Genomic DNA, 26915 nt, shown 5'->3' on the forward strand with positions numbered 1-26915 from the left:
TTATTGTTTTGCAAAAAGGATGTATTTTACTATCGAAACTGAAATATTCTAGTTATCCAGCCGTTTTCGCAGAGACTTTATTCCCAAATTGGCGGCTCCGCCTAATGAAATACGATTACGAATAGAGTCTTGGTAAGAAATATTGTTTTCAGTTACTTTTGCTGTGCCATAAGCATCACGAAAATTCTTGCCTTTTTTGACTTGTTCCAAAGCATAATCAGTTGCCATCATTTCGGGGCTGATTGCTGATTTCATGACTTCGGGATTAAAATTCATGGCATCAATTAACCCCGGAATTAGTTTCAATACTTGTGTTGTAAATAGCAAAGATTTGACCATTGGCTCTTTGCTCATTTGTAAATCCCGTTGATAGCCGGAAGGTAGCGACATTAAAGATTGAATCTGGCTTATTGAACCTTCAATCACAGATAATGATGCACGCATAAGTTCAACCACATCGGGATTGGCTTTATTCGGCATGATGGATGAACCGGTTGTATAGCTTTTATCCAGTTTTACAAAATTGAATTCATCGGTCATAAACAGGCTCAAGTCCCAAGAAAAACGGCGAATATCCAGCATTACCTGATATATGGTTTGGAGGACAACTAAATCAAATTTTCCTCGTGAGTTTTGGGCATAAACAGGATTAATTTGCACTCTTTCAAATTTGAGTTTTTTAGCGGTAAATTCTCTGGGCAAGTTTAATGGCACACCAAATCCGGCGGCTGTGCCTAATGGTGAAGAATTGATATAGGAAATCGTGGAATCAATCAGCATATTGTCATCAATTAAGGACTCCGCAAAACCTAAAAGCCAAACGGCAACTGTTGTTGGCATGGCTCTTTGCAGGTGAGTGTATCCCGGCATGGCGGTGTTTTTATGTTTTTCTGCAAGGTCTAACAAAGAGGATATGACTTTTTTGTTTAATTCTTTTATTTGTTGCAGATGATGGCGCATAAATAATCGACTGCAAGTTAACACCTGATCATTCCGACTTCTGCCTGTATGTGTTTTCTTGCCTAAACTTCCTAATTGTTCCGTTAGATAAAATTCAATCGCTGAATGTCCGTCTTCATATTTGTTATCCAGAGAAAATTCTCCGGATTGAAATTGTTTTTTTAAGACTTTTAAGGCCTTTTTAACTTTTCTGTATTCCTCAGAAGTGAAAATTCCGATTTTTTTCAAACCCTGAACGTGGACTTTTGTTGCTTCAATGTCAAATACAAACAAGTGTCTGTCCAGCTTGATGTCATTGCCAGCCATAAAATCCATTAAGTCCTGATGAATATTATTTCCATCTTCTCCGCTCCAGAGATAATTTTTGTTTTTCATTAAATGATTCCTGTATTGATTTGTAAATTATATCTCTCCTTTAAAGCCAGATTCATATTTTGAATCGCCTGAGTGGCAGCTCCTTTAAGAAGATTATCAATTGTGACACATAAAACCAGATGATTGTTATCGACTGTAAAACCACCAATATTAACATTGTGAGTATTTTGCACCGATTGAACTTGTGGTATTTCAGCTGAAATATTGATGAGCTCAGCCTCTTTGTAAAATTTTGAATACATTTGAAAAACATCTTCAGGCTTTAAAGCTGATTTCAATTCAACTGAAATTGTCAGATGAATGCCTCTGAAAAACTCAGCGACATGTGGCATGAAATTAACTTTTTGTCCGATGACTTTCGAGATTTCTTTTTCATGAATGTGTCCTGTGAGTTTATAAGCCATGAGATTGTCTTGTAGTTTCTCAGGGTTGTTATTGTCACAAGGTTTGCTGCCGGCTCCGCTGTAACCGGAAATGCCGAAGATGTTTGGTGTTCCTTTGATAAAATCTTTCACAGGGAGTAAACCAAGTTGCCCCGCTGTGGCATAACATCCCGGATTGGCTATAAGATTTGCTGAATTTGCATTCAAAGTACAAGTTTCAGGTTGACAATATTGCCAGTCATTGTCAAAACGAAAATCTGAACTGAGATCAATTATTATTTTATCGCAAGAAAGCTGTTTCCACAGATTATTGTATTTAGCCGCAATGTTGTTAGGTAGTGCCAAGAATAAAACATCAGTATCCAAATCGACTACACTTTCTATTTCATCAGCACGGTATTTTAACTCTTTGTCAGAAAATTTCGGGACGATATCACAAATTTTTGTGCCGTTATATTCTCTTGAGTAAGCAGCAATTAGTTTCGTCATCGGGTGTTTGTCAATCAATTGAATGAGCTCAAAACCGACATAACCTCTGGCTCCGATAATAGCTGTTTGAATGATGTCAGACATGAGCAGACTCCTCCCAACTATCCTGATATTCATGAGCTTTTTGCATGCATTGCATTGATTCGATGTGTTCCATACCAATGCTAAATGAAATCCAGTTTTCATGTTTGCATGAGCAGTCTGATTTTCTAAAATACCATGAGTTTATTGGGTTATTTGATCTGGAACGCCAATATAATTGAGGATAATATTCCAGCATTTTTTCCCAGATGGCTTTGCCCAACCCACGACCTTGAGCCAGAGGAGTGACAGCAAATTTATTCAAATAAGGCTTTCCATTAAAGCCTTTTGTGATGATTGCCAATGCTTGAGCTGTTTCTGATATAAACAGCGATTCCAAATCAAGTGAGTCCAGAAAATCGGGTTTTAGTTTCTTTTTAAAAGTTGATTCAAGCAGACTAATGACTTTTAATTTCAGATTTGCCGGAATCACATCATATTGATTGATACTTTCACCCATAGAAACGAATGTGCCTTTGCCTTTATGTGTGAAAAGCTCCTTTCCAAGTTCAGTAGCAGCTGTTATTGAAACGCTGAGTTTTCTAGGCATGGGTTTCAGTAATTGATAAATTTGCTGAATTTTTAATTTCATGCCTGAATGCAACCATGGCTCATTCATCAGAGATTCGTATTCGCCACCGAGTTGAATGGCTGAAATCAATTGACTATTTTCGTTCAATAATCCTCCGGTTGGAGTGACAAAAATCACCTTTTCAGGGTTGCTTTCCCAAACCAGTTTTCTGATAGCAAAATCAGCATTAATGTTGAAAACATTGCCATTGTCATCCCTGCCAAGGCAGGATAAAACGGGTATTTTTTGTTGTTCCAAGGCGTCATTGATTGGGCTCATGTTGACAAATTTGATTTCGCCGACAAATCCATATTTGTCTTTATTCATAAAGTCACAGGTAAAGACTTCATTGAAAATGCTTTTGATTTCAACCCCGGCTTCTGAGAGTGCTTGGCATAATTTATCATGAACGTCTTTAACAACCGGTTGCATCAATTCAATGGTTTCAGTATCAGTAACCCTTAGTCCGTCAATTTTATTCACGGGCATGTTTCGTATAAGAATTTCCGCATCCAGTTGTGGACCGGCTCCGTGCAGAATGATTGGAGTGAGACCCAGATAATAAAGAAGTGTGATGGACTCTACCAGTTTCTCTAACTGTGTTTCAATGACATTACCACCGACTTTCACAACAGCAAATTTGTTTTGCCTTGAGTTCTTATATTGATCCAAATAATACTTAGCTTCGGTCGAATTACCGAGTTGCAGCAAAACATTTTTAATTAGATTTTTTTTAGTTTCCATGTTTTGACACCTCAAGATAAAAATCAAAAGATTGTTGGAGTTGCGATAAGTAAACCCATTCATCAATTGTATGGGCTTGTTTGATATCACCCGGTCCTAAAACCAGAGCCGGAGAACCTGCCTGTGAAAACAATGCCGCCTCGGTCCAAAAATCCACAGGTTCTGCGACCGTAATATTATTTTGTTCGCAAAACTGAATCGAGCTTAGGTTGCCGTTTTGAGTTGATGGGAGTGCCGGAGCCATCATACCCGCATACCAGTGTGTATCGCTGTTTGAATCCAGAGCCTTTAGTTTTTCATAGATATCGCTTGAGTTACTGCCTGCCGGAACTCTGGCGCTAAAATTGAGTTGCACAGTTTCAGCTATCATGTTGTTTTTTTCGCCACCACTCATGACGCCAACATTGAAACAAATTCCCGCTGGGTTATTTTCAGTAACTTTTTGTTCGCTGAAGTTTAAGGCTTTGGCAAGCCATTTATTGGCTTTATGAATCGCATTTTCCTTCAATGCAATCGCCATTGATGAGTGACCATTTCTGCCAAAGAATTTTGTTTGACACGATAAATATCCACGATGCGAAACGACAGCTTTGGAGTTGGTTGGTTCGGCAACAATGATTTGTTTGTAATGTGATAGATCATTATTATCAATAAAGTGCTGAACACAGCAACCACTCGCACCCTCTTCATCGGTCGTAAATACAACCGCGAGATTTTCAGTATTTTCAGCCAATGTCATTAAACAGGCCGCTGCACCTTTTATATCACAACTTCCTCTGCCATAGGCTTTATCATTTTTTATTGTGAGTTTAAAGGGGTCACATGTCCATTCATCGAGTGTGCTTTTTGTCACCGGAACGGTATCCAGATGGACATTAAATAATAGGGTTGGATTGCCTTTTACTGCATAAAAAATCACATGACCGTCATTCAGGTCAGTTATTTCAACATCAAACTCGAAATGAGAAAAATGTGACTCTAGTTGTTTGAATAAAGCGTCATTTTTGCTAATTTGTCTTGGTGGATTTTGAGTATCCTGCTGAATCAAAAAATCAAGATGTTCAAGAATTTGATTGAGCATTGGCATTTCTCCTTCTCACCGAATTGACCAAAGTGGATGCCTGGCCTGCTAATTTGATAAAACCGATAGCATCTGCCGGCGACCAGTTACAGGATTGGGCATAAACTGATTTGTCATCTTTAACAATATAATCAGAGTCAATGGCTACAGCTGTAATTGTTGCTCCTTCTGTGTAAAGAGTCACTTCGCCGTCAATAAATTTCTGCGAGCTTTTTAGATAGGATTCGAGGTCAGTTTTGTGTGGATCATGAAAATATCCGTAATAAACCAGTTCAGCCCAGCGGTTAGCAATCACGTCTTTGAACTGATTCTGAAATTTGGAATTCACTGCATCCTGAATGGCTTGATGCGCGGTTATTAAAGCATCAATTGCAGGACATTCAAACACAATTCTTCCTTTCAGTCCGATACTGACGTCGCCGGTATAAATGTGTCTGCCAACACCATATTCAGATAACTCTTCATTGAGATAATTGATAATAGAAACTCCATCCAGTTTTTCGCCATTAATACTGACAGCGACACCTTTTTCGAAACCGATTTTTATTGTTAATGGTTTCTTCGGCCAATCTTTAGCTGATTTAAGCCAATGCCATGAATCTTCACCCGGTTGCTGAAATTGATCAATTGAACCTCCTGAAATTGTTACTCCCAGCATATTTTCATTGATTGAATAATTTTTATGTTGTTGAGCAATTTCAATACCTGCTTCATTCAGTTTTTCAATTTCATAATCCCGAACAGCGGAGACTTCTTCCTGTAAATCCCTGATTGGAGCGATGATTGTATAATCTCCCAAAGATTTAACCGTTTGATCAAAGCGAAACTGGTCATTACCCATCGCTGTACAACCATGTGCAAATAAGTCGGTTTTCAGCTCATCGCAAAGCTCAAGGCACTTCTTAACAATCATGTATCTGTCGGAGCATAATAGAGGGTATTCGTTATTCATTCGTGCATGTGACCAGACTAATGGTTTGACAAAACCATTCCAAACATCATGTTGAATGTCGAAACTGTAGTGTTTGGTTGCTCCTATTTTTAAGGCTTTTTGTTGAATTTGAGTAATTTCTTCGTCACTGATTCCACCGGCATTGACGAATACTGAATGCACTTCATAACCTTTGTTAATCAAATCATAAAGACAATAGGTTGTGTCAAGTCCACCTGAAAAGGCTAGAACAATTTTCTGTTTCATATTTTTTCTCCAAACAAATTTAACATCATCGCTTTTTGTGCATGCAGTCTGTTTTCTGCTTCTTCGATAGCCACACAGTAATCACTATCCATGACTGCATCCGTTGCCTTGATATTTCTTCTGAGTGGAAGACAATGACTGAATTTAGCCTGATTGGTCAGTGACATTTTATGTTCATCAACCATGAAATGGGCATATTGACGTCGGATTTTAAATTCTTCCTCGGGGTTTCCGTAGTAGGGTAGTGCTCCCCAACTTTTTGCATAGACAAAATCAGCATTGTTATAGGACTCTTCGATATCGTGTGAAATTGTTAAAGTTGAACCTTGTTGCTGGCAGTTTTCTTCGGCAATCTTTAGATATTTTTTATCCAGTAGATAATCTTTATTGGGACAAAGTAATGTCACATCCATACCAAATTTGGAAGCAATAGATAAAGCCGAGTTTGCAACAGCGGTATTTAATGGTTTTGGGTGGTAAGTCCATGTCAGCAGAAATTTTTTATTCTCAACTTCTCCCAAATGTTTTTTCATTGTCATCATCAAAGCCAGTTCTTGGCAAGGATGAACAATGGTTTCCATGTTGATAATAGGCACACTGGAATACTTTACAAAGGACTTGATGACATTATCCTGTTTATCGTAATCCCAATTCTGAAATTTTGGGAAAGCTCTGATAGCAATCGCATCGACATAAGTTGATAAAACAGCTGCAACTTCCTTGATGTGCTCTTCGGCATCGCCATTCATCACAATTCTTTCCTCAAACTCGATTCCCCAAGCATCTTTTCCGGGTTGCAGGACGATGGCTGTTCCGCCTAATTGTTGTATTCCCAACTCAAAGGAAGTTCGTGTTCTCATGGATGGATTCAAGAACAAAAGAGCAAATGATTTGTTTTTGAAATTTTGGTGGAAAGGGGAATCTTTTAGTTGCTTGGCAACATCAATTAAGCCTTCAATCTCTGACTTCGACCAGTCTTCGGTGTTGATAAAGTTTTTATACATAATAGCTCCGGTATTTAGTCAACAAAAGCCAGAATGTAAAAACCCGGCTTTTGCCGGGTTTTGTAAACTTATTCCTTGAAAATTATAATTCTACACCCCGGCATGTTTCATGCGACGGCGTGCACGTCGAACAACAACAACACAAGCTACTGAAGCAGTGGCTTGTAAATAATTCTGTTGTTTAAACGTGTTTTTCATAATTTAATAATTTAATTCTTGGGTTGAGTCTAACAATCAAAATTTTAATTCACAAGATTTTTTTTAAAATAAATTAAAACGACATCATTTTTAATGCGGTATCAATCATACGGTTGGAAAAGCCCCATTCATTGTCATACCATGAAAACACCTGAACCAGCGTTCCGTTTTTGATATTAGTCAGGCTGGCATCAAAAGTGGAGGATGCCGGATTGTGATTAAAATCGATTGATACCAGAGGTTTATCATTGTAGCCCAAAATGCGAGGCATTTGCTGGCTAGCTTTTAACATAATCGAGTTTACTTCTTCAATTGTTGTTGGTCGGGATGCCTGAAAGACTAAATCCACAATAGAAACATTGATGGTCGGAACCCGCATGGCAAATCCATCCAGTTTGCCATTCAATTCGGGCAATACCAATCCAACCGCTTTAGCAGCACCGGTGCTGGTTGGAATTTGGCTCATTGTTGCTGAACGGGCACGATGTAAATCTGCGTGGGCAGTGTCGGATAAGACCTGATCATTAGTATAAGCATGAATAGAAGTCATTAAACCGGATTCGACACCAATGGCATCATGCAAAGGCTTCACAAGCGGAGCTAAACAGTTGGTGGTGCAAGAAGCATTGGAAACGATTTGGTGTTCCGGTTTTAGTACATTATCATTAACGCCATAAACAATTGTGGCATCGACTTCACCTTTTGCCGGAGCTGATATGAGGACTTTTTTTGCACCAGCGTTCAGGTGCTTGCTTGCCAACTCACGGCTTTTGAAACGACCGGTACAATCCATAACCAAGTCAACTTCCAATTCAGCCCAAGGTAATTTCTCAGGATCGGTTTCGGAATAATATTTGATTTTGTCACCATTGATAATCAATTCATCACTAGTATGATCCACCACAGCATTAAACTTACCATGAGCGGTGTCATATTGGGTAATATGTGCTGAAACATCAATTCCCGCCAAATCATTGACAGCAACGATTTGAATTTCATCTTTTCGATTGTATTCATACAAAGCACGAACAATACAACGCCCGATACGACCATAACCGTTAATTGCAACACGAATTGTCATTCTATTTCTCCTTGATGTTTTCTACTATTTTCTCATACAGATATGAGATATTCAATTATAATAGTCATAGTTATATCATTAAAACATGACAGAAAAATGAAGATTCTTGCAGATGAGAATATTCCTTTGGTGAATGATTTTTTTTCACATATTGGAGAGATAACAACTAAGCCTGGTCGGCAAATATGCAATCAGGATTTGCTTGATATTGATGTTTTGCTTGTGCGCTCTGTGACTAAAGTTGATAAAAATTTATTGCAAAATACTCCTGTTAAATTTGTTGCTTCAGCGACAAGTGGTGTCAATCATGTCAATTTATCAGACTTAAGTACTTTAGGAATTGGATTTGCAAATGCTCTGGGAAGCAATGCCAACTCGGTCGCTCAGTATGTGATTTCTGCAATTTGTTATTGGTGTCAGCAGCAAGATAGAAACATCCATGATGTCACGGTGGGAATTGTCGGCTATGGCAATGTCGGTAAAACTTTGAAAAAATACTGTGATATGTTAGGTATTTTAACAGTTATCAATGATCCGCCATTACAAGATTTAAATCCTCAGCTGATGAAGTTTTCGTCATTACCGGAGTCTCTCTGTTGTGAAGTTGTTAGTTTTCACACGCCTTTGACTTTCGATGGAAAACATTCTACTTATCAGTTTATCAATCAAAATACTTTGCAGTTCCTAAAAAATGATGCTCTTTTAATTAATTCTTCTCGTGGTGAGGTTATTGATGAATTGGCATTGCTTAAATTTAAACAGAAAAACGAAGGTTTACAGCTTATTCTTGATGTCTGGAATGGCGAACCGAATATCAATTTACAACTGTTGAAATATTCCTTATTGGCAACTCCGCATATTGCGGGATATAGCTATGACGGAAAAGTCAGAGGAACGGAGATGATATATCAGGCTTGTTGTGATTATTTTGGAATATATAGAGCAGAAGTTGTAATTGATGACGCAAAGTTTCCAAAGCAAATTTTTGTTGAATTAAATAGTTCAAACTCAATTTTCAAAGATGTGTTATCAGCTTATGATATTGTCAGTGACAGTCAAAAACTGCAAAAAATACTCAATCACCCGGAACTGCAAAGTGGTGAATACTTCGATTCACTGAGAAAAAATTATCCGATTCGTAGAGAATGGCTATATTAATTGCTTAATTTTTTCAGTTGTTTGTCATGCAGTTTTGTGAGAATTAATAAGGAAAGAATCGACCCAAACATTGCCCATGCCATATCCGATTGCGTGTCCCAGACATATCCTTGAGTTCCCAAGAATGCTACAGCTTCATCTCCTGATGCGACAGCAACCCACCATTCGATAAGCTCATAGAAAGCACTGAATGCCAGACAAACACTGACAATTAAATACCTTCTCCACCATACTCCGGAAACAACATTATGCCTGATAAATAATTCTCTGGCTAAAATTGCCGGGACAAATCCTTGAGCAAAATGACCCAGTTTGTCGTAATTATTTCTTGTTAAATCGTAAGTCTCTTTGAGCCAGTCAAACAAAGGGACTTCGGCGTAAGTGTAATGACCTCCAACCATAAGAATAATGCTGTGAATTAATATCAAAATATACAGTAACGGAGTTAATGGAAAGCTTTTGTATGTGAATGCAAGTATGATGATTGCTATAATTGCGGGTAGCACCTCTAAAAACCATGTGAACTTGTCTTTGGGCTCTATGGCTGACCAAATGAGTACAGACGAGAAAATTAACAACCAGATAGTTTTATAGATATGGGATTTCATCATTTTCTATGGTACTCCATAAAACTGTAATTATAGAGATTCTTTTCATCAGTCTGACAATCCAATTGTGAAGCTATTTTCCAGTCAGCAGGATTCCAACTGAAATTGGTGTCTCCATCAAATTGATGATGTATTTTAGTAATGAGTAATTTATTCACATAAGGCATTAGTAATTTGTAAATCATTGCTCCACCAATTATCATCACTTCACCTTCGTAATCATTAATGCTATCCAGTTTATGAATGATTTCAAATCCTTCACGGGTAAACTCGACATTCCTTGTTAGAACCACATTTCTTCTTTGAGGAAGTACAAAGGGAAGTGATTCACATGTTTTTCGACCCATAAGAATGGTTTTATTGAGTGTTTGCTGTTTGAAATATTTTAAATCTGCAGGTAAATGCCAGGGAAGTGAATTATCCTTTCCAATGAGGTTGTTTTCATCCATAGCAACAATAATTGTCAGATTCGTTGTTATTTTCATACTGCAACCGGTGCTTTGATATGAGGGTGAGCCTGATAATCAGTTAATTCAAAATCGTCATATGTAAACTCGAATATATTCTTGATATCAGGATTTATCTTCATAGTTGGTAGAGAATAGGGTGTTCTTGAAACTTGCTCTTTAGCTTGTTCAATATGATTGGAGTAGAGGTGAGCATCACCAAATGTATGAACAAAATCTCCGACCTTTAAGTCACATACTTGTGCCATCATCATGGTAAGCAGTGCGTATGAAGCGATGTTAAATGGAACACCTAAAAAAACATCAGCGCTGCGTTGGTAGAGTTGGCATGATAGCTTGTTATCTGCAACATAAAACTGAAACAGACAATGACAAGGCGGCAAAGCCATGTTTTCAATTTCACCGACATTCCATGAATTGACAATAATACGTCTGGAGTCCGGTGTTTCTTTGATTTGTTGAATGGCATTTTTGATTTGATCGACTTTTCTGCCATCAGAAGTTGGCCAAGAACGCCATTGATAACCGTATACCGGTCCTAAATCACCGTTTTCGTCAGCCCATTCATTCCAAATTCTCACACCATTATCTTGTAAGTATTTGATATTGGTATCACCGGCAAGAAACCACAATAATTCATGAATAATTGATTTAAGATGCAGTTTCTTGGTTGTTACCATAGGAAAGCCTTTGGATAAATCAAAACGCATTTGATAACCAAACAGGCTTCTTGTTCCCGTATTGGTTCGGTCTGTTTTTGTAGCTCCTTGATCCAGGAGAGTTTGCAATAATTGAAGATAGTTTTTCATTTAGTTCAATTCAACTTGAAATTCGATGTTCATTATACTTTAATTTTCCTTTAAAAAATTTGTCAACTATAAAAAAAGGCTATCATTTCTGATAGCCTTTTTCTAATTAATTGTTGTAAGGTTTTTCTATTAACCGAACAGTGACTTCAGTCCTGTTTGAGCATTGCGTTGCAATATCCCTTGAATTTTATCACCTGAAAGGTTTAAAGACTCAGGAAGAATGGCTTTCCTAACCATTGGTCTGTCAACCTTTGACATAAATGCACGTTTCGACAAATCAACTGTTTTGCTTGATTGAATATCATTTTTGTTGTTGTCTCTTAACATTAGGACTTGTGGTCTCAATCTTTTCTCAGGGTTGTGAGAAACAACTAACCCAATAGAATTGTCAGTCAGTTCAACTATAGTACCAGCCGGGTACAAACCAATCGCTTGAATAAAGTCATCAATCAACTTGCTTGAAAACATTTTATCACGTTGTGTGTACAGCCAATCCATTGCTTCCGATGGTGTCATGTACTGACCATAAGATTTTTTGCTTGTAATGGCATCAAACACATCAACCAGTCCGGCAATTTGACCGAAGAAAGGAATTTCAGCTCCAACTAACCCATAAGGATAACCGGAACCATTGAATCTTTCATGATGCGTTTCAACAATAACAAGAGTCCAGTGTTCAACGTTCTTGTCTTTTGCCAACATTTCGACACCTAATTCAACGTGACTGCGAACAATCGCCATTTCTTTTTCAGTAAGTTCTCCAGACTTGTTGAGTAACTCACGTTTAATTTTGGTCTTACCAATATCAGACAATAACACACCTGTCGCCAGAGAAATTAAATCGTCTTCTTCTAATCCCAAGTGACGACCAAAAACAGTTGCTAAAACACTGGATCGTAAAGAGTGATTGTAAGTGTAGTCGCCTTTGTCTTTTAAACGACTCAGCCAAATCATTGTATTTGGGTTGTTAATGACACTTTTAACAACAGATTTGGTCAATTTCTTGGTTTCACTAACATCCAACCCTTTACCAACTCTGAGGTTGAAACTTAATTGCTCGACTGAATATGATAAGTCCGAAAACAAAACTTTGGCATTATCAATTTCTTTCTTGAAAGGTTTGGTAATCGAATCATATTTTCCAATATGAAGAGGAATCTTTTTCAAATCTGAGGCAAAAACATATTTAGATTTTGCTTCTCCACTTTCAGCTTGTCTTTTCTTCTCCTCAACTAAAAGAGGAGAAGGTTTGAAAGGAGTGTTTTCTTTGTATGATTGCGTACCTTTTTCAGCGTCGATATACACATAATCGCAGAATCTTTTAACTTCTTCGATCTCATGTTTAGTACGAATATAAAATCCCTGAAACGGAAAAGGAGTTTCAAGCCAAGATCTATCAAGTTGGCAAACATACATGCCGATTTGAAGATGCGAAACAGAGATTTTATCTTTAGTAATCATAGCTGTTATAAAATGTATTAGTTAGATTCTTTCACCTTGACACAAATTCTAAATTTTTTAAAATTTTGAAAATGTGAACCAATTCAAGTTTTTAAAAGAAATTAATGTTTTCTCAAGATTTTACACAAATTATTTATATTTACAAATACAAAAAATACAAAATGGCAAATAATTATGCCATTCCCTTGATTTTGTTATTCAGACGGCTTTTATGTCTTGCAACTTTGTTTTTGTGAAAGATTCCTTTGTTGGATACTTTGTCAATTGCTTTAACCATTGTGCTGTATAACTCCTGAGCTTTAGCTTTGTCACCGGCTTCGATGGCTTTACTCACGTTTTTTATATATGTTCTGGCTTCTGAACGCAGACCCATGTTGTGGATTCTGCTTTTCGCTGCTTGTCTGACTCTTTTTCTTGCTTGTGCTGAATTAGCCAAAATATTTCTCCAAAAAAATTACTGTTAAAAAAATAAGCGGGGAATTATCGTGTTTATTATCGCTTGAGTCAATGTTTTAGCTATATAAACGACTTATATGGCATATTTATTATACTTAAAGGGAACTTTATATGTTTTTTTTGATGTTTCCATAGACAATCGCCACTAGAGTTTTAAAATTCACGCAGGCAGTTTCTGCCGTGATAATAAATTCAGAAGCCAATAATTTATGAGTCTATTTAAGGCTACAGCCATCGTTAGTATTTTTACATTCATATCACGAATCAGCGGATTTATTCGTGATATGGTTGTTGCGTGGTTGTGGGGAACTTCGATTTGGGGAAGTGCTTTTTTTGTTGTTTTTCAGATTCCAAACTTTATGCGGCGTTTATTTGCTGAAGGATCTTTTTCTTTGGCCTTTGTTCCGGTATTGAACGAAATTAAAGCAACGGGTTCAAAAGCGGATCTTAAGCATTTTATCGACAGAGTCTCAGGAACTCTGATGACTATAGTTATTATAGTCTGGATTGTGATGGAAATATTTGCTCCGCAAATTTTGACCTTATTTGCATATACCTGGGTTGAAGATAAACCGGAAGTTTTTGATGAAGCGGTTTGGATGTTGCGTTTTACCTTGTTTTACTTACCAATGATTACGCTGGTTGCATTTGCCGGCGGAGTTTTAAATGCACACAAAAAATTTGCTTTACCGGCAGCGACTCCAATTCTGCTTAATTTGTCTTTAATTGGTTGTGCAATTTTTTTAAAAGACTCTTTTGATATTTCCGTTAAATCTTTGGCTGTTGGTGTTTTGGTTGCCGGTGTATTGCAGTTGATGGTTCAGATTCCGTCTTTATATCGTTTGGGTTTAATACCCAAATTTATTCCTGATTTTAAGGATTCTAAAATCAAAAAAGTGATGAAATTAATGGTTCCAACCTTGTTTGCGTCTTCAGTGGCACAAGTGAACTTGCTATTAGATACATTGATTGCAACGATGTTGCCGATTGTTGGTGTGAGTTTTTTATATTTCTCCAATCGATTGCTTGAGTTTCCTTTGGGTGTTTTCGTCATTGCAATTTCAACAGTAATTCTGCCGACTTTATCTCGGCAGTTTGCGAAAAGTGAAGATGAAAAATTCCTTAACACTATGAAATGGGCATTGAATTTAGGTTTTTTTATTGCCATACCGGCAGCAGTTGGTTTGCTGGTGTTAGCAAAAGAAGTTGTGGTTACACTTTATCAATACGGCGAATTTAATGCTGAATCAACGGAATTTACCTCGTTGAGTTTAATAGCTTTTATGTTGGCATTGCCGGCTTTTGTTTTGAATAAAATCTTGTTGCCAGCTTATTATTCACGCAAGGATACTAAAACTCCTGTGAAAATTGGTTTGATTTCAATGTTTTCAAATATGGGACTGAATATCCTGTTTGTTTGGCTGATGTGGTATTTGGGTTTTATCGCACTTCATGTGGCTTTGGCTTTGGCTAGTGCGGTTTCTGGTTGGTTGCAGACAATTCTACTCTATAGAAGTTTGAAAAAAAATGGTATTGTTTCCAATGGAGTGATTGATTGGATATTTGTTGTTAAAATCAGTGTTTCCGCAATTGTTATGGCTGGAGTTCTAGTGTTTATTGTTTCAAATTTATCTGAGTGGCAAGTTTATTCTGCAAGTTGGAGAGCTTTTTATTTATTGATGTGTATTTCAATTGGTTTTGCGATTTATTTGCTCTGCTTGAAAGCTCAAAGAGTTAATTTTAAAAATTTGTTAGTTTATCAGAGTTGAATATTTTGAAATTTATTCGTTATCCGCAATTTTGTGACCTTAATAAACCATCGGCTGTAACGATTGGAAATTTTGATGGTATTCATCTGGGACATCAGTATTTAATCAGACAGATTGTCAAACGTGCGAAAAAAGATGGCTTGCAATCAATTGTTGTGACGATGTCACCATTAGCTTCTCAGTATTTTGCCGGAAAAGATAATGTTAAAATCATTACGCCATTCAAACAGAAATTTAAATTATTTAAGGATTTAAAAGCAAATGTCGGCTGTTTTTTGAATTTTAACGACAAATTGGCGCATTTGGAAGCTGAAGAATTTATCCAAGATGTTTTGATTGATGGGCTGAATGCCCAATATATTTTGATTGGTGATGACTTTCGGTTCGGAAAGAAAAGAAAAGGTGATTTTCAACTTTTAAAATCGTATTGTGAAGATAAAAACATTGTGGTTGATAATATTTCAAGTGTGAAAGTTGTTGGTCAAAGAGTGAGTAGTTCACTGGTGAGAGAAAAACTAAAACAAAGTGACTTTGTATCGGTTAAAGAATTTCTAGGAAGAGATTATTCAATCATCGGTAAAGTCAGCAAAGGGCAGCAACTCGGACGGGAATTAGGTTATCCAACCATCAATATCAAGCTAACCAATCAATCACCACCGGTCGAGGGAATATTTTGTGTGTCGGTAAAATTTGACAATGGAAGTCTTCATTACGGAGCTGCCAGTTTGGGTTATCGTCCGACGGTCAATGGTACTGGTAAAATTTTAGAGGTTCACTTGCTGGATTTTGATAAACAGGTATATGGTGAAATTGTTGAAGTTTTATTTCACCATAAATTGCGAAATGAAGTAAAATTCGGTAGCTTAGAAGAGTTAAAACAAAATATTGATGAAGATGTGCGTCAAACACGTCTTTTTTTTTCAAAAACAGATAAGTAAATTTTAAATGGAGCTGTTGCGTGAGCAATGACAATAGATACAAAGAAACTTTAAACCTTCCTCAAACCAGTTTTTCGATGAAAGCCAGTCTTTCGCATAAGGAACCGATTTGGTTGAAAAAGTGCGATGACGAAAAATTGTACGAAAAAATTCAGGAGCACACTCAAGGTCGCCCGCAATTTATTTTGCATGATGGACCTCCTTATGCCAATGGCTCATTACACACAGGACATGCTCTCAATAAAATTCTCAAGGATATTATTGTCAAATCAAAGTTAATGTCGGGATTGTCTTCTCCTTACGTCCCCGGATGGGATTGTCATGGGTTGCCTATTGAAATCCAAGTTGAAAAAAAACATGGAAAGGTGGGTCAAAAAATAGATGCTAAAACTTTTCGTCAGAAGTGTCGAGAGTATGCGGCTCAACAAGTTGAAATTCAAAAAACAGAGTTTAAACGTCTGGAAGTGATGGGTGACTGGAATAATCCTTATCAAACGAAAGATTTTAAATATGAAGCGGATATGGTTCGTGCTTTGGCAAAAATTGTAGAAAACGGACATGTTGAGAAAGGTGTTAAGCCGGTCAATTGGTGTTTTGACTGTGGTTCCGCTTTAGCAGAAGCAGAAATCGAGTATCAGGATAAAGTTTCTCCTGCAGTTGATGTCGCTTATGAAGCAGTTGATGCCGATAAAATTTTTAGTGCATTTGGCATTAAAAGTGATGGAACAAAAGTGGCAATTCCAATCTGGACAACCACTCCCTGGACATTGCCGGCTTCAATGGCTGTGACTATTCATGCAGATTTTGATTATTCACTGGTAAAAGGTCATAAGGATTATGACTTGATTATTGCAGCTGATTTACTGGATGAAATTTGTAAACGTTATGAAATTGATTCTCCAAAAGTTTTGGCAACGGTTAAAGGAGAGCAGTTGGAAAACATAGAACTTCAACATCCTTTTTATGAAAGAACGGTTCCGGTGATTCTTGGAGATCATGTGACAGTTGATGCCGGTACCGGTGCAGTACATACAGCTCCGGGTCATGGTATGGATGACTTTGTAGTTAGTAAAAAATACGGAATTGAAGTTTATAATCCTGTAGGTGGTGACGGAGTCTATTTGCCGAATACTGAAATTTTCGCAGGACAGCATATTTGGAAAGCCAATCAATCAGTCGTGCAGTTACTCGAGGAAAATGGTAAGCTGCTAGCATTCGAAAAACTCAATCACTCTTATCCACACTGTTGGAGACATAAAACTCCGACAGCATTCAGAACCACTCCTCAATGGTTTATCAGCATGGATAAAAAATCCTTGCGTCAAAAAGCCTTAGAAGAAATCCGCAATGTCCGATGGGTGCCCGGCTGGGGTGAGCAAAGAATCTATTCCATGATTGAAAACCGTCCGGAATGGTGTATTTCTCGTCAAAGAACTTGGGGAGTTCCGATAACATTATTCACTCATAAAGAAACCGGAGAGCTGCATCCTGATACACTCAATATCATGGAAAAAGTGGCAAAACTGATGGAAAAATCAGGAATTGATGCTTGGTTTGATACCGACGCTCATGATTTAATTGATGATGCGGATGATTACGATAAAACCATGGATGTTCTTGATGTCTGGTTTGATTCCGGAGTGAGTCACTTTGCTGTTTTATCAGCTCGTGATAATTTGTCTGAACCGGCTGATTTGTATTTGGAAGGTTCAGACCAGCACCGTGGTTGGTTTCACTCCTCACTATTAACCGGAGTGGCTATAAATGAGCATTCTCCATATAGACAAGTTCTCACTCATGGCTATGTTGTGGATAAAGATGGTCGTAAAATGTCTAAATCGTTGGGTAATTTTATTTCGCTCAAACAGATTGTCGATAATTATGGTGCAGATATTTTACGTTTATGGTGTGCTTCTTCCGACTATACCAAAGAAATTAGTATATCCGATGAAATTATGAAGCGAGTTTCGGATGGCTATCGTCGAATCAGAAATACAGCCCGATTTTTAATGGGAAATCTACATGGATTTGATGAAAAAACGGATATGTTAGAAGTGAATGAATTAACTCTTTTAGATCAATGGGCAGTCAATCAGGCTGTGCAACTTCAGAAAGAAGTGATACAAGATTATGAGAATTATCAGTTCCATCAAATTTATCAAAAGGTTCATCATTTCTGTTCGCAGGAAATGGGGGCGTTTTATCTGGATGTGTTAAAAGATCGACTTTATACCGCGAAATCGGACTCAAAAGCTCGAAAATCAGCTCAAACTGCCATGCATCATATTTTGCAGGCAATGATTCGCTGGATTACGCCAATTATTACTTACACTGCTGATGAAATCTGGACATTGTTGGGTCACGAGAAAAGCGTGTTATTTGAACAGTGGTATGAACTTCCTGAGGTGAAATCAAGTTCACAATGGGATGATAACAATTGGCAGTTGATTCAACAAATTAAAGATGCAAACTCTAAACTCTTAGAACAAATGCGAACTAAAAGTGAAATCGGTTCATCGTTGGATGCTTCGGTTAAAATTTACCTGAAAGATGAAATGATGAGCAAACTTTCATCCATCAATAAAGAGTTGAGATTTGTTTTAATCACATCAGCAGCTGAATTTTTGCCTGAAGCTGAAAAAGCCGATTCAGCTGTAGAGTGCAAACTGGAAACCGGAGTAGTATATATTCTTGCAGAGACGGCTAATGGTGAAAAATGTATTCGTTGTTGGCATAAACGTGAAGATGTCGGAAGCCATTCAGAACACCCTGAGCTTTGTGGACGCTGCATTGAAAATATCGAAGGTGATGGCGAGCAAAGATATTATGTCTGATAATCATTTACAGAAATCAGGTTTGTGGTGGCTTGGTCTGAGCGCGATTGTTTTTGCTCTGGATCAATGGACAAAATCAATTGCTACACAATCTTTAAAATTATACGAAGCTGTAGTTGTAAATGATTATTTCAACTGGACCTTGATGCACAATAAAGGCATGGCATTCAGTTTGTTAGCCAATCAATCCGGCTGGCAACGCTGGGCGATTGGATTGATAGCTATTGTGATTGTTTGTATCTTGTTGGTTTGGCTGAAAAAAAACAAGATAAGTCAGAAACTACTCAATCTTGGTTTGGTAATGGTCATAGGTGGTGCGTTAGGTAATATTTATGATCGAATGGTTTTAGGTTATGTGATTGATTTTATAGAAGTTCATTATAATGATTATTTCTGGCCGTCATTTAATGTCGCCGATACCGCAATCAGTCTTGGTGCATTCTTTTTAATTCTCGATTTAATAATCAATAAAGACGATGAAAGTCAATCTGGCAAATCCTAGAGGTTTCTGTGCCGGTGTGGATCGTGCCATAGAAATTGTTAATCGAGCCATCGAATTATTTGGTGCTCCAATCTATGTCAAACACGAAGTGGTGCATAATCGTTTTGTAGTGAATAATCTTAAAGCGAAAGGGGCGATATTTGTTGAAGAATTAGACGAGATACCGGATGACAATATCGTGATATTTTCGGCTCATGGTGTTTCACAGCAAGTTCGTAGAACTGCGAAAAGACGTGGATTGCAGGTTTTTGATGCGACCTGCCCATTAGTAACGAAAGTCCACATGGAAGTTATACGCTATTGTAAAAATGGTTTCAATTTAATTCTCATCGGTCATGAAGGTCATCCGGAAGTGGAAGGAACAGTCGGACAATGGAACAAGGATTTAAGTTCAGGGGATGTTTTTATTGTGGAATCGGTTGAAGATGTCGAAAACTTGAAGCTCGATGAAACTCAAAAACTTGCCTATGTTTCTCAAACCACACTTTCACTAGATGATACGGCTGATGTTATTTTTGCCTTAAAAAACCGTTTTCCGCATATCCAAGGACCGAAACACGATGATATTTGCTATGCAACGCAAAACCGTCAGTTAGCAGTTAAAGAGTTAGCCAATGATTGTGATTTAGTTTTGGTTGTTGGTAGTGTCAACAGTTCAAACTCTAATCGTTTGCATGAACTGGCTGAAAGACAAGGAGTTAAAGCCTACTTAATTGATGATGCGCAATGCATAGATAAATCCTGGCTTGAAGGCGTTGAAACTATCGGTATTACCGCAGGAGCCTCAGCTCCTGAGAAACTGGTACAAGATGTGGTGGCTTTTTTAGTCAACAATAGCGAGAAAATAGTTATCAATGAACTACACGGTGAACCCGAAAACATGGAGTTTGCTTTACCAAAAGGGCTGAGATTAGATATTAAGAGCCATTAATTACCGCTCATCTGTTGTTATCGACCATTCGTCAATTCTCTTTGATTTCCAAATTGTTATTTACTTTTTGATATGCATAATCAAGAATATGTTTGTGTAACAAACTTATTTAAATATTATGAAATACAAATCAAATCATTCGTATCGGTATTGTAGAAAAAGATTTATCAGTAGCAAGAATAAAGGTTTTACTTTGTTTGAAATGGCGATTGCTCTTCTTATCGTCGGTATCTTATTGTCTTATGCAATTCCATCATATAGAGAATTTGGTTTGAGGCAAAAAGTTACTAATGAGGCTAATGAGTTGCTAGGCGACTTGATGTATGCCCGCGTGACAGCTGTCAAGGAAGGACAAAGTGTTTCAGTTGTGTCAACGAATGGAAACGATTGGTCGGATGGGTGGACAATAACTTTAATGGCAAATAATTTAGTATTGAGGCAGAAACAGTCTATAAGTAGATCTATTAATGTCGCAGGAGTCGGAGACTCTGTCGTGTTCAGTAGTTTAGGTTCCGCTTCAACGACAAATAATATAGTGGTATCTCATGCAGATGTTACTCAATCTGTGGCCTTAAATGTTGCTGCATCTGGAATGGTGGTTTCCCGTGAACTTTAATATGTATAATAGAAAAAGACAAAAAGGCTTTACATTGATTGAAGCTATGATTGCAGTAGTTGTGTTTTCATTTGGATTGCTGGGTGTGGCAGGAGTGATGACGGTTTCTATAAAGAACAATCATAATGGTTATATGCGTTCTCAAGCAGCATTTCTATCAACGTCTATGTTGGATATGATGAGACGCAACCAAATTCCTTTATGGTCAGATGGTTACAATGGAACGTATTCCGGCTATGAGAATATAACTTCTGATTGCAACTCGGTAGCTAATAAATGCGGACCTAATCAACTGGCTCAAAGAGATGTTAAGCAATGGTCGAATATGATTACTCAGCTTTTGCCAAACTCTTCTGGAACAATAAATTGTGCATCAACCGGAGCTCCGATATCTGCGATACCAGTTATGATACCCGACCCGGCAGAACCTTTACAACCCACTGAGCCAGGTTATCCTTCATTGCCCTTGATACCTTGTTATAATTGTGCAATTGAACCATTCAACGGATATTGTACGATTTCAGTTTCTTGGACTGAGTCCAATGAGAGATCTGCGAGTTCAATTCAAACTTATACATTGGTGGGTAAACCATGAGATTAACTAAATATCAAAGTAAAGGATTCTCAATCGTAGAGTTAATGATTGCGTTGACCGTTGGTCTCATTCTTATGGCGGGGTTGGTTACCGTATTTGATACAGTTTCGAATATGAATCGTATGCAAAATGGATTGGCTAGGTTGCAAGAGAATGGCAGGTTTGCAGTTACCTCTATAAAACAAAATCTTGAACAAGCAGGATATCAATATTGTATTGGTTCGTCCTTGAATGATACAAAAATTAATGACCCGGTTTATCCTCAACCATGGGTGGTTTATACATCAAGTTTGTCACCCGGTATGCCAACGCGATCTGATGTAAGTCAATCACCGGCACCCACTTCATTGACACCTTATTTAGTGGATACCGCATATTTTGTGCATGGGCATGAATGTGATGTTGCAGGTTGTAACCCAGCTTTGAACTCTTTGGGATCAAATACGTCTTTTGCGATTCCTGATATTGGAACCGGAGATGGAGACAGAATAGCAGATACTGATGTGCTTACGTTTCGTTATATTTCCGGCGAGGGACTTCCAGTAGAAAGAGTGAACACAAACTCTTCAACAGGTATTGTTACCATAACCTTCCCAAATGGAACTGTTATACCCTCAAATACAACTGCGACACCGAGAGTTGTTATTCCCAATTGTAAGGGTGCAGCAGCCGTTTTGGATGTTGTCAGCTATAATACTTCAGCAAATCCTCCAACAGCATCTGCACTGATACCTGCTGATCCAAATCGTGTAATTAACATCAATACCGATAGTTTGCCCAGGTTGTTTAATCTAAATGCTTCAACAAGCACTATCAGCTATTATGTTGCAAACGATGTGTTGGATGGAAGGGATATTCCAACATTGTATTCTGTTGAGAATGGTGTTGCAAATCCAATTGTACAGGGAGTTGATCGGTTCGATGTATTGTATGGGGTGAGAACGAGAGATGGTTCTGTTTTGGTTCTTGATGCAAATGGAGTTCAAAGTATGCCAACATCACAATGTGTTCCAACTAACAGAGTTGTAGGTATTGATTTAATAAATACAGCAGGCTGTGGTTGGCGTTCGGTAGTATCAATTGAAGTTCATCTATTGCTAAATACCATATATGATAGTAGTCGTAGTGCAACTGAGCAGTATGTTTATAGCATTGAAGGCACAGGGTTGCAAACCCCTCAACGTCTACTTCGGAGATTAATCACTACAGAATGCATCGTAGAGAATTTGTAACAACGGTTACGCTTAAGAATTATTAGATTATTATGAAAAATATAAACTTAAAAACAAGACAAAGTGGTGTTGCCTTAGTTGTAGGAATGATACTTCTACTCATTATTGCAATTATTGGAATTACTTCGATGAAGTCAGCTTTGTTGCAGGAAAAGATGGCAGCAGGCTTGAAGAATAGAGAGTTGGCTGATGCTGCGGCATTGAGTCAGTTGGTTGAGGCTGAAAAGTATATATACACGTTATATCAAACTTCAAATGCAGTTGATATCGGTGCAGGGAGTCTGTATATGGTTGCTCCTAGAACTGAATTTTCTGAACAATTTAGAACAACACGAAATTTGGATCCAACTGCGAGTATAGTTGGATTTAGTGGTATTAATGGCGAAAGTATAAACGACAAATTTGGAAATATTTTAGCTGAAGAACCACAATTTATTATTGAAGCGATTGATGATGTTGCGAATGAGGCTACCGGTACAACTCCTTACGGTACAACTGAAGGAGAGGCTGATGGAAATGCGGCTGGTGATGCATCAGGTGGAGGTTCCGGTCAAGAATCAAAACTTTTAACATATAGAATTATTAGTAAGGCTACCGATACAACCGGTCATATTTTTCAGCTTTTGAATCTGTTATGACGGTTAAAACAAGGTAAGGAGATTAAGATGAAAATCACGAAATCAAATATAAAAATCTGCTTGTTAGTAATAACTTTAGTATTATTAACTTTGCCGGCTCATTCGGCACCGTTGGAATTGACACATGAGCCTTTATTTTTGAATCAAAAAGTGCCACCGGCACTGGCTGTTACTTTTGATGATTCCGGTAGTATGTCATGGTCATATATGCCTGACTCTAGAAGTTTTTCAAAAGTAAGCATAGTTATGCTTCTCCTGATTATAATATGATTTATTATAATCCAAATATTAGATACAGGCCACCTGTCAAAGCGGATGGAACATCTATGCCTAACTCTGTTTTTAATAATGCTATGCGTGATGGTTATGCACCCAATGGGATGATTTCGAAAGTAGACTTGAGAAATTCTTATAGACCATTTTATAACTACTATCCTTATTATGCCAGCAATAATTATTCAATAAGCTATTCATCAGCTGGTCGATCCAGTACTTATAATAGAGCTTATTATTATAAATGGGTTGGTCCATCAGATGCCAGTCTTACTGATATGAGAAATGAGGACTCAAACTATCAGTTGGTTGAAATAAACGGTACTGCTGAAGAGCAAAATTTCGCAAACTGGTACTCTTATTATAATACTCGATCTAAATTAGCTAAGGCAGCTGTTAGTTTCGCGTTTGTTAACTTTGGTCCAGATTTTAAAATTGATTGGCAACAGTTGAATAACAATAAGTTTAACAGTAGTACGCCTCGCATGAAAACATTTGATGGTAATCACAGAGTGGATTTTTATGACTGGCTGTTTCATGTTCCTGGTTCTGGAAATACTCCATTGAGGCGAGCGACAAAGTATGCCGGAGAATTGTTTAGTGATAGTTATGGTGGTCAGAGTGTTTATTATGATGCCAACTATGGTGGAGAATTAACATGTCAACAAAACTTCCATATAGCAATTTCTGATGGCTCATGGAATTCTTATGAAGGGGTATCTGGGAATTATGATGATGGTTCGATTCAGGTTCCAGCCGAAGAAATAGGAGTACCTTACACTACGACTATTGCTAATAATTACTTATACAAAGACAATAATTCAAGCACCTTGGCTGATACAGCATTCTATTACTGGATTAAAGATTTAAAACCTGGGCTGGAAAATCATGTCCCTAGATTTATTGATGATTATACTGATAAGTATGGAAATAACGTTATAGTTTCTACCGGAGACAACTGGTGGGAAGAGGAGGAGCTGTTTTGGAATCCTCAAAATGATCCGGCAAATTGGCAACATATGGTAAACTTTAATATTGGTTTGGGAATTGAGGGTAGCTTTAATAGAGATACTGACTTATTAGGTATAAAATCGGGAGCTTTAAATTGGCCTAAAACCTATAATGATACATGTTTTAAGAGAGATTTGGCTGGGAATGAGGTATTTACAAGTTGTGCTAATCATGTTTGTTATGATGGGTTAGATACAAGTACTGCAGATATTGTTGATTGTGCAGGTGAAGAATTTCCTGTGGGAGATATTCAGCTATGTGTTAACACAAACTATAATACCCCTTTTAACTGTGAAGATCGAATCGTCAGAAGGGTAAATGAATCTCAAGCCCGTGTTGATGATGTATGGCACGCATCTCTTAATAGTAGGGGAGATTATTTTAGTGCAAGAAACCCTCAAGAATTATCTGAGGCACTTTACAAGGTTGTAGCAAACATTATTAAGAGAAAGGGACGAGCGAGTGCCGGTAGTGTATCTTCAAACATTATATCAAATGAGTCTTTAGCTTATAAGACCGGCTATGATACATCTGATTGGACTGGTTTTGTCATCGCTAACGAAATTAATGAAGATGGAACATTAGGAGATGTTAAGTGGGATGCTGCTTGCAAGTTGACCGGGGGAGAATGTCCTTCTATTCCGGGAAACCCAACTGTAACTCAGACAAGGGATCATGCATCAAGAAAAATTTTTACTTATGATAGGGAATCAAAGACTACACATCCTTTTCATACGGTGAATATGTCAACTAATGAAATAGATGCTATTTTAGATTCTGATTTTATGAGAGCACAAGAACCTCCTGTTACAGATAAGGAAGCTGCAGCGGACGGTATTATTCACTATGTCAGAGGAGATCGGTTGTATGAGCAACAAAATGGTGGTGAATATAGAAACAGACGTAATTTATTAGGAGATGTTATTAACTCTTCAGCGAAAATTATCCGTGGACCTGCTGAACCATATAATGATCAGTTTTGGTCTGCAGGGACTCCTGAGAGAAATGCTGCAGATGCGGGAAATGGTTATGTTAAATTTAAAGCAGATAATCAAAGTAGAAATAACGTTATATTAGTTGGAGCTAATGATGGTATGCTTCACGCATTTGATGCAGGGATTAATTCAAATAATGGAGGCGATGAACTTTGGGCTTATATACCTTCTGAATCACTTGATGGCATATCAGAATATGCAAATCCAAACTATAAACATACATCTTACGTCGATGCAGCTCCGTTTGTAAAAGATGTCTTTATCAATGGACAATGGAAAACAGTAGCCCTAGGAGGAATGAGACACGGTGGTAAACTGTTTTATGCACTAGATTTAGGTGAAAACCCTGAGGATGAACCAACTGTGTTATGGGAGTTTACAGATCAGGATGATAATGATTTAGGGTTTACTTATTCAGGTGGCATAGTGGGACGTATTGCTTACCCTAGTAGTAGTACCACTGTTGAAAGCAAATGGGTCGCATTTTTACCAAATGGGTATAACAGTAATAGTCATGAGTCTGCAATGTTTGTAGTTGACTTAGAAACAGGGTATGTTTTGCACAAATGGGAAACTGGGCTTGGCGACATTAATAACCCAAATGGTATGAGTTCTCCTGTTGCGGCGGATTATGTTGTTTATGACGAAACAGATACAACCAATACATTCTATGGGTCAGATCAAGGTATTGACTTTGTGTATGCAGGAGATCTGCACGGAAATGTTTATAAGTTTAATGTGAAAGATATATTTACCGGTAGTAATACAATGGAGATTTTATATAACGGCTCTCCTGACCGACCAATAACGTCTGCTCCGAGGATTTTTACACCGAGTGATGGTAGTGAAAATGTGATTGTTACATTTGGTACAGGTAAATATCTCGAATTGCCAGACAGAGGTGTTGCAGGCCTTCCCAAACAATATATGTTTGGATTAAAAGATTCTAAATTACCAATTACAACCCCTTATACGATTAACGACTCAAGAATAGTAGAGCAAACTATTAGTGAGAGCGCTGGTTATCGGGAAGTTTCAGACAACAATGTTGGCGTTGCAAATAGCTGGAAAATAAAACTGCCAGAAGATGGTGAGAGAATTGTGAATAGTTTTGGAAGGAATAATCAGTCTAAAATTTTAATTGCAGCATCTATTATTCCGAATGGAGATAATCCATGTTTACCTGGAGGAAAAAGTTGGATTATGATTTTGGATGCTAGAACAGGGTCAACTCCGGTATCAGGGCGTTTACTTAATAATGGTAATAGCGATGGAATACTGATAGCTGACATAGTAGTTGGAAATCCTGAAGTTCTGACTACACCCGGTGGAAATCAGTCATTCTTAATAATTGACGGTATAGATGATGATAATGCAATTCCACCTATTGTTTTGAACTCCGGTGAGAAATGGCGTAGAAGAAGCTGGCATAGAATTAATTTTTACTAGAGAGGTAA

23 protein-coding genes are annotated in these 26915 nt (G+C 37.6%); 11 read left to right on the top strand and 12 right to left on the bottom strand.

The window, feature by feature from the left end:
- Window positions 1-48 precede the first annotated feature (48 nt).
- From argH to gap, 7 genes are all read right to left on the bottom strand, one after another.
- Window positions 49-1335, bottom strand: coding sequence for an argininosuccinate lyase (gene argH / locus R3F25_03790; GenBank protein ID MEZ5495938.1), 1287 nt, complete (start codon window positions 1333-1335; stop codon window positions 49-51).
- The gene (gene argC / locus R3F25_03795) at window positions 1335-2291 is read right to left on the bottom strand and encodes an N-acetyl-gamma-glutamyl-phosphate reductase (protein ID MEZ5495939.1); all 957 of its coding nucleotides are present in this window, start codon (window positions 2289-2291) and stop codon (window positions 1335-1337) included. The genes argH and argC overlap by 1 nt, the downstream gene beginning before the upstream one ends.
- Complete coding sequence (locus tag R3F25_03800; GenBank protein MEZ5495940.1) at window positions 2284-3603, bottom strand: acetylglutamate kinase; 1320 nt, start codon at window positions 3601-3603, stop codon at window positions 2284-2286. The genes argC and R3F25_03800 overlap by 8 nt, the downstream gene beginning before the upstream one ends.
- Window positions 3593-4684 (bottom strand): acetylornithine deacetylase, encoded by a 1092-nt coding sequence (locus R3F25_03805; GenBank protein MEZ5495941.1) that lies wholly within the window; start codon window positions 4682-4684, stop codon window positions 3593-3595. The genes R3F25_03800 and R3F25_03805 overlap by 11 nt, the downstream gene beginning before the upstream one ends.
- Window positions 4665-5882 carry an argininosuccinate synthase gene (gene argG, locus R3F25_03810; protein MEZ5495942.1) on the bottom strand — a complete coding sequence of 406 codons (1218 nt, stop codon included), beginning with the start codon at window positions 5880-5882 and terminating at the stop codon, window positions 4665-4667. Before argG ends, R3F25_03805 begins: the two co-directional genes overlap by 20 nt.
- Window positions 5879-6889, bottom strand: coding sequence for an N-acetylornithine carbamoyltransferase (locus tag R3F25_03815; protein ID MEZ5495943.1), 1011 nt, complete (start codon window positions 6887-6889; stop codon window positions 5879-5881). The genes argG and R3F25_03815 overlap by 4 nt, the downstream gene beginning before the upstream one ends.
- A 268-nt stretch (window positions 6890-7157) precedes the next feature.
- The gene (gene gap / locus R3F25_03820; GenBank protein ID MEZ5495944.1) at window positions 7158-8165 is read right to left on the bottom strand and encodes a type I glyceraldehyde-3-phosphate dehydrogenase; all 1008 of its coding nucleotides are present in this window, start codon (window positions 8163-8165) and stop codon (window positions 7158-7160) included.
- Between the two features lie 96 nt (window positions 8166-8261).
- Here gap and R3F25_03825 point away from each other — a divergent pair, with 96 nt between their 5' ends.
- Window positions 8262-9323 (top strand): 4-phosphoerythronate dehydrogenase, encoded by a 1062-nt coding sequence (locus R3F25_03825; protein ID MEZ5495945.1) that lies wholly within the window; start codon window positions 8262-8264, stop codon window positions 9321-9323.
- On the opposite strand, the gene R3F25_03830 is transcribed toward R3F25_03825, so the two are convergent.
- From R3F25_03830 to rpsT, 5 genes are all read right to left on the bottom strand, one after another.
- Window positions 9320-9934, bottom strand: a complete 615-nt coding sequence (locus tag R3F25_03830) for a DUF2238 domain-containing protein (protein MEZ5495946.1) — start codon at window positions 9932-9934, stop codon at window positions 9320-9322. The two genes, R3F25_03825 and R3F25_03830, sit on opposite strands and share 4 nt — an antisense overlap.
- A complete protein-coding gene (locus R3F25_03835) occupies window positions 9931-10416 on the bottom strand; it encodes a dihydrofolate reductase (protein MEZ5495947.1) in 486 nt (161 codons plus the stop codon). Before R3F25_03835 ends, R3F25_03830 begins: the two co-directional genes overlap by 4 nt.
- Window positions 10413-11207, bottom strand: coding sequence for a thymidylate synthase (locus tag R3F25_03840; protein ID MEZ5495948.1), 795 nt, complete (start codon window positions 11205-11207; stop codon window positions 10413-10415). Before R3F25_03840 ends, R3F25_03835 begins: the two co-directional genes overlap by 4 nt.
- Window positions 11208-11336: 129 nt before the next feature.
- Window positions 11337-12668 carry an HD-GYP domain-containing protein gene (locus tag R3F25_03845; GenBank protein ID MEZ5495949.1) on the bottom strand — a complete coding sequence of 444 codons (1332 nt, stop codon included), beginning with the start codon at window positions 12666-12668 and terminating at the stop codon, window positions 11337-11339.
- A gap of 172 nt (window positions 12669-12840) precedes the next feature.
- Window positions 12841-13104 carry a 30S ribosomal protein S20 gene (rpsT, locus tag R3F25_03850; GenBank protein ID MEZ5495950.1) on the bottom strand — a complete coding sequence of 88 codons (264 nt, stop codon included), beginning with the start codon at window positions 13102-13104 and terminating at the stop codon, window positions 12841-12843.
- A gap of 229 nt (window positions 13105-13333) precedes the next feature.
- Here rpsT and murJ point away from each other — a divergent pair, with 229 nt between their 5' ends.
- The 10 genes from murJ (at window position 13334) to R3F25_03900 (ending at window position 26907) form a co-directional block, all read left to right on the top strand.
- Window positions 13334-14893 (top strand): murein biosynthesis integral membrane protein MurJ, encoded by a 1560-nt coding sequence (gene murJ / locus R3F25_03855; protein MEZ5495951.1) that lies wholly within the window; start codon window positions 13334-13336, stop codon window positions 14891-14893.
- A gap of 5 nt (window positions 14894-14898) precedes the next feature.
- The gene (locus tag R3F25_03860) at window positions 14899-15831 is read left to right on the top strand and encodes a bifunctional riboflavin kinase/FAD synthetase (GenBank protein MEZ5495952.1); all 933 of its coding nucleotides are present in this window, start codon (window positions 14899-14901) and stop codon (window positions 15829-15831) included.
- A 20-nt stretch (window positions 15832-15851) separates the two neighbouring features.
- Entirely contained in the window at window positions 15852-18665 is a 2814-nt protein-coding gene (gene ileS / locus R3F25_03865) for an isoleucine--tRNA ligase (protein ID MEZ5495953.1), read from the top strand.
- Window positions 18658-19167: a signal peptidase II gene (gene lspA / locus R3F25_03870; protein MEZ5495954.1), complete on the top strand. Its 510-nt coding sequence runs from the start codon at window positions 18658-18660 to the stop codon at window positions 19165-19167. Before ileS ends, lspA begins: the two co-directional genes overlap by 8 nt.
- Window positions 19142-20098 (top strand): 4-hydroxy-3-methylbut-2-enyl diphosphate reductase, encoded by a 957-nt coding sequence (gene ispH, locus R3F25_03875; protein MEZ5495955.1) that lies wholly within the window; start codon window positions 19142-19144, stop codon window positions 20096-20098. Before lspA ends, ispH begins: the two co-directional genes overlap by 26 nt.
- A 271-nt stretch (window positions 20099-20369) precedes the next feature.
- Complete coding sequence (locus tag R3F25_03880; protein ID MEZ5495956.1) at window positions 20370-20714, top strand: GspH/FimT family protein; 345 nt, start codon at window positions 20370-20372, stop codon at window positions 20712-20714.
- Window position 20715: 1 nt separating this feature from the next.
- On the top strand, window positions 20716-21309 hold the full coding sequence (gene pilV, locus R3F25_03885; GenBank protein MEZ5495957.1) for a type IV pilus modification protein PilV: 594 nt from the start codon (window positions 20716-20718) through the stop codon (window positions 21307-21309).
- Window positions 21306-22541 carry a PilW family protein gene (locus R3F25_03890; protein MEZ5495958.1) on the top strand — a complete coding sequence of 412 codons (1236 nt, stop codon included), beginning with the start codon at window positions 21306-21308 and terminating at the stop codon, window positions 22539-22541. The genes pilV and R3F25_03890 overlap by 4 nt, the downstream gene beginning before the upstream one ends.
- Window positions 22542-22573: 32 nt before the next feature.
- Window positions 22574-23179, top strand: coding sequence for a PilX N-terminal domain-containing pilus assembly protein (locus R3F25_03895; protein MEZ5495959.1), 606 nt, complete (start codon window positions 22574-22576; stop codon window positions 23177-23179).
- Between the two features lie 266 nt (window positions 23180-23445).
- On the top strand, window positions 23446-26907 hold the full coding sequence (locus R3F25_03900) for a PilC/PilY family type IV pilus protein (GenBank protein ID MEZ5495960.1): 3462 nt from the start codon (window positions 23446-23448) through the stop codon (window positions 26905-26907).
- Window positions 26908-26915: the final 8 nt, after the last annotated feature.

Source organism: Gammaproteobacteria bacterium (genome assembly GCA_041395445.1).
Lineage (GTDB): Bacteria > Pseudomonadota > Gammaproteobacteria > Xanthomonadales > Marinicellaceae > NORP309.

Bases quoted from the DNA above. Each gene is read 5' to 3' on its own strand.
- argH (MEZ5495938.1), bottom strand. From the start codon at position 1,335: ATGAAAAACAAAAATTATCTCTGGAGCGGAGAAGATGGAAATAATATT.
- argC (MEZ5495939.1), bottom strand. From the start codon at position 2,291: ATGTCTGACATCATTCAAACAGCTATTATCGGAGCCAGAGGTTATGTC.
- R3F25_03800 (MEZ5495940.1), bottom strand. From the start codon at position 3,603: ATGGAAACTAAAAAAAATCTAATTAAAAATGTTTTGCTGCAACTCGGT.
- R3F25_03805 (MEZ5495941.1), bottom strand. From the start codon at position 4,684: ATGCTCAATCAAATTCTTGAACATCTTGATTTTTTGATTCAGCAGGAT.
- argG (MEZ5495942.1), bottom strand. From the start codon at position 5,882: ATGAAACAGAAAATTGTTCTAGCCTTTTCAGGTGGACTTGACACAACC.
- gap (MEZ5495944.1), bottom strand. From the start codon at position 8,165: ATGACAATTCGTGTTGCAATTAACGGTTATGGTCGTATCGGGCGTTGT.
- R3F25_03825 (MEZ5495945.1), top strand. From the start codon at position 8,262: ATGAAGATTCTTGCAGATGAGAATATTCCTTTGGTGAATGATTTTTTT.
- R3F25_03830 (MEZ5495946.1), bottom strand. From the start codon at position 9,934: ATGATGAAATCCCATATCTATAAAACTATCTGGTTGTTAATTTTCTCG.
- R3F25_03835 (MEZ5495947.1), bottom strand. From the start codon at position 10,416: ATGAAAATAACAACGAATCTGACAATTATTGTTGCTATGGATGAAAAC.
- R3F25_03840 (MEZ5495948.1), bottom strand. From the start codon at position 11,207: ATGAAAAACTATCTTCAATTATTGCAAACTCTCCTGGATCAAGGAGCT.
- R3F25_03845 (MEZ5495949.1), bottom strand. From the start codon at position 12,668: ATGATTACTAAAGATAAAATCTCTGTTTCGCATCTTCAAATCGGCATG.
- murJ (MEZ5495951.1), top strand. From the start codon at position 13,334: ATGAGTCTATTTAAGGCTACAGCCATCGTTAGTATTTTTACATTCATA.
- lspA (MEZ5495954.1), top strand. From the start codon at position 18,658: ATGTCTGATAATCATTTACAGAAATCAGGTTTGTGGTGGCTTGGTCTG.
- ispH (MEZ5495955.1), top strand. From the start codon at position 19,142: ATGAAAGTCAATCTGGCAAATCCTAGAGGTTTCTGTGCCGGTGTGGAT.
- pilV (MEZ5495957.1), top strand. From the start codon at position 20,716: ATGTATAATAGAAAAAGACAAAAAGGCTTTACATTGATTGAAGCTATG.
- R3F25_03890 (MEZ5495958.1), top strand. From the start codon at position 21,306: ATGAGATTAACTAAATATCAAAGTAAAGGATTCTCAATCGTAGAGTTA.
- R3F25_03895 (MEZ5495959.1), top strand. From the start codon at position 22,574: ATGAAAAATATAAACTTAAAAACAAGACAAAGTGGTGTTGCCTTAGTT.
- R3F25_03900 (MEZ5495960.1), top strand. From the start codon at position 23,446: ATGATTTATTATAATCCAAATATTAGATACAGGCCACCTGTCAAAGCG.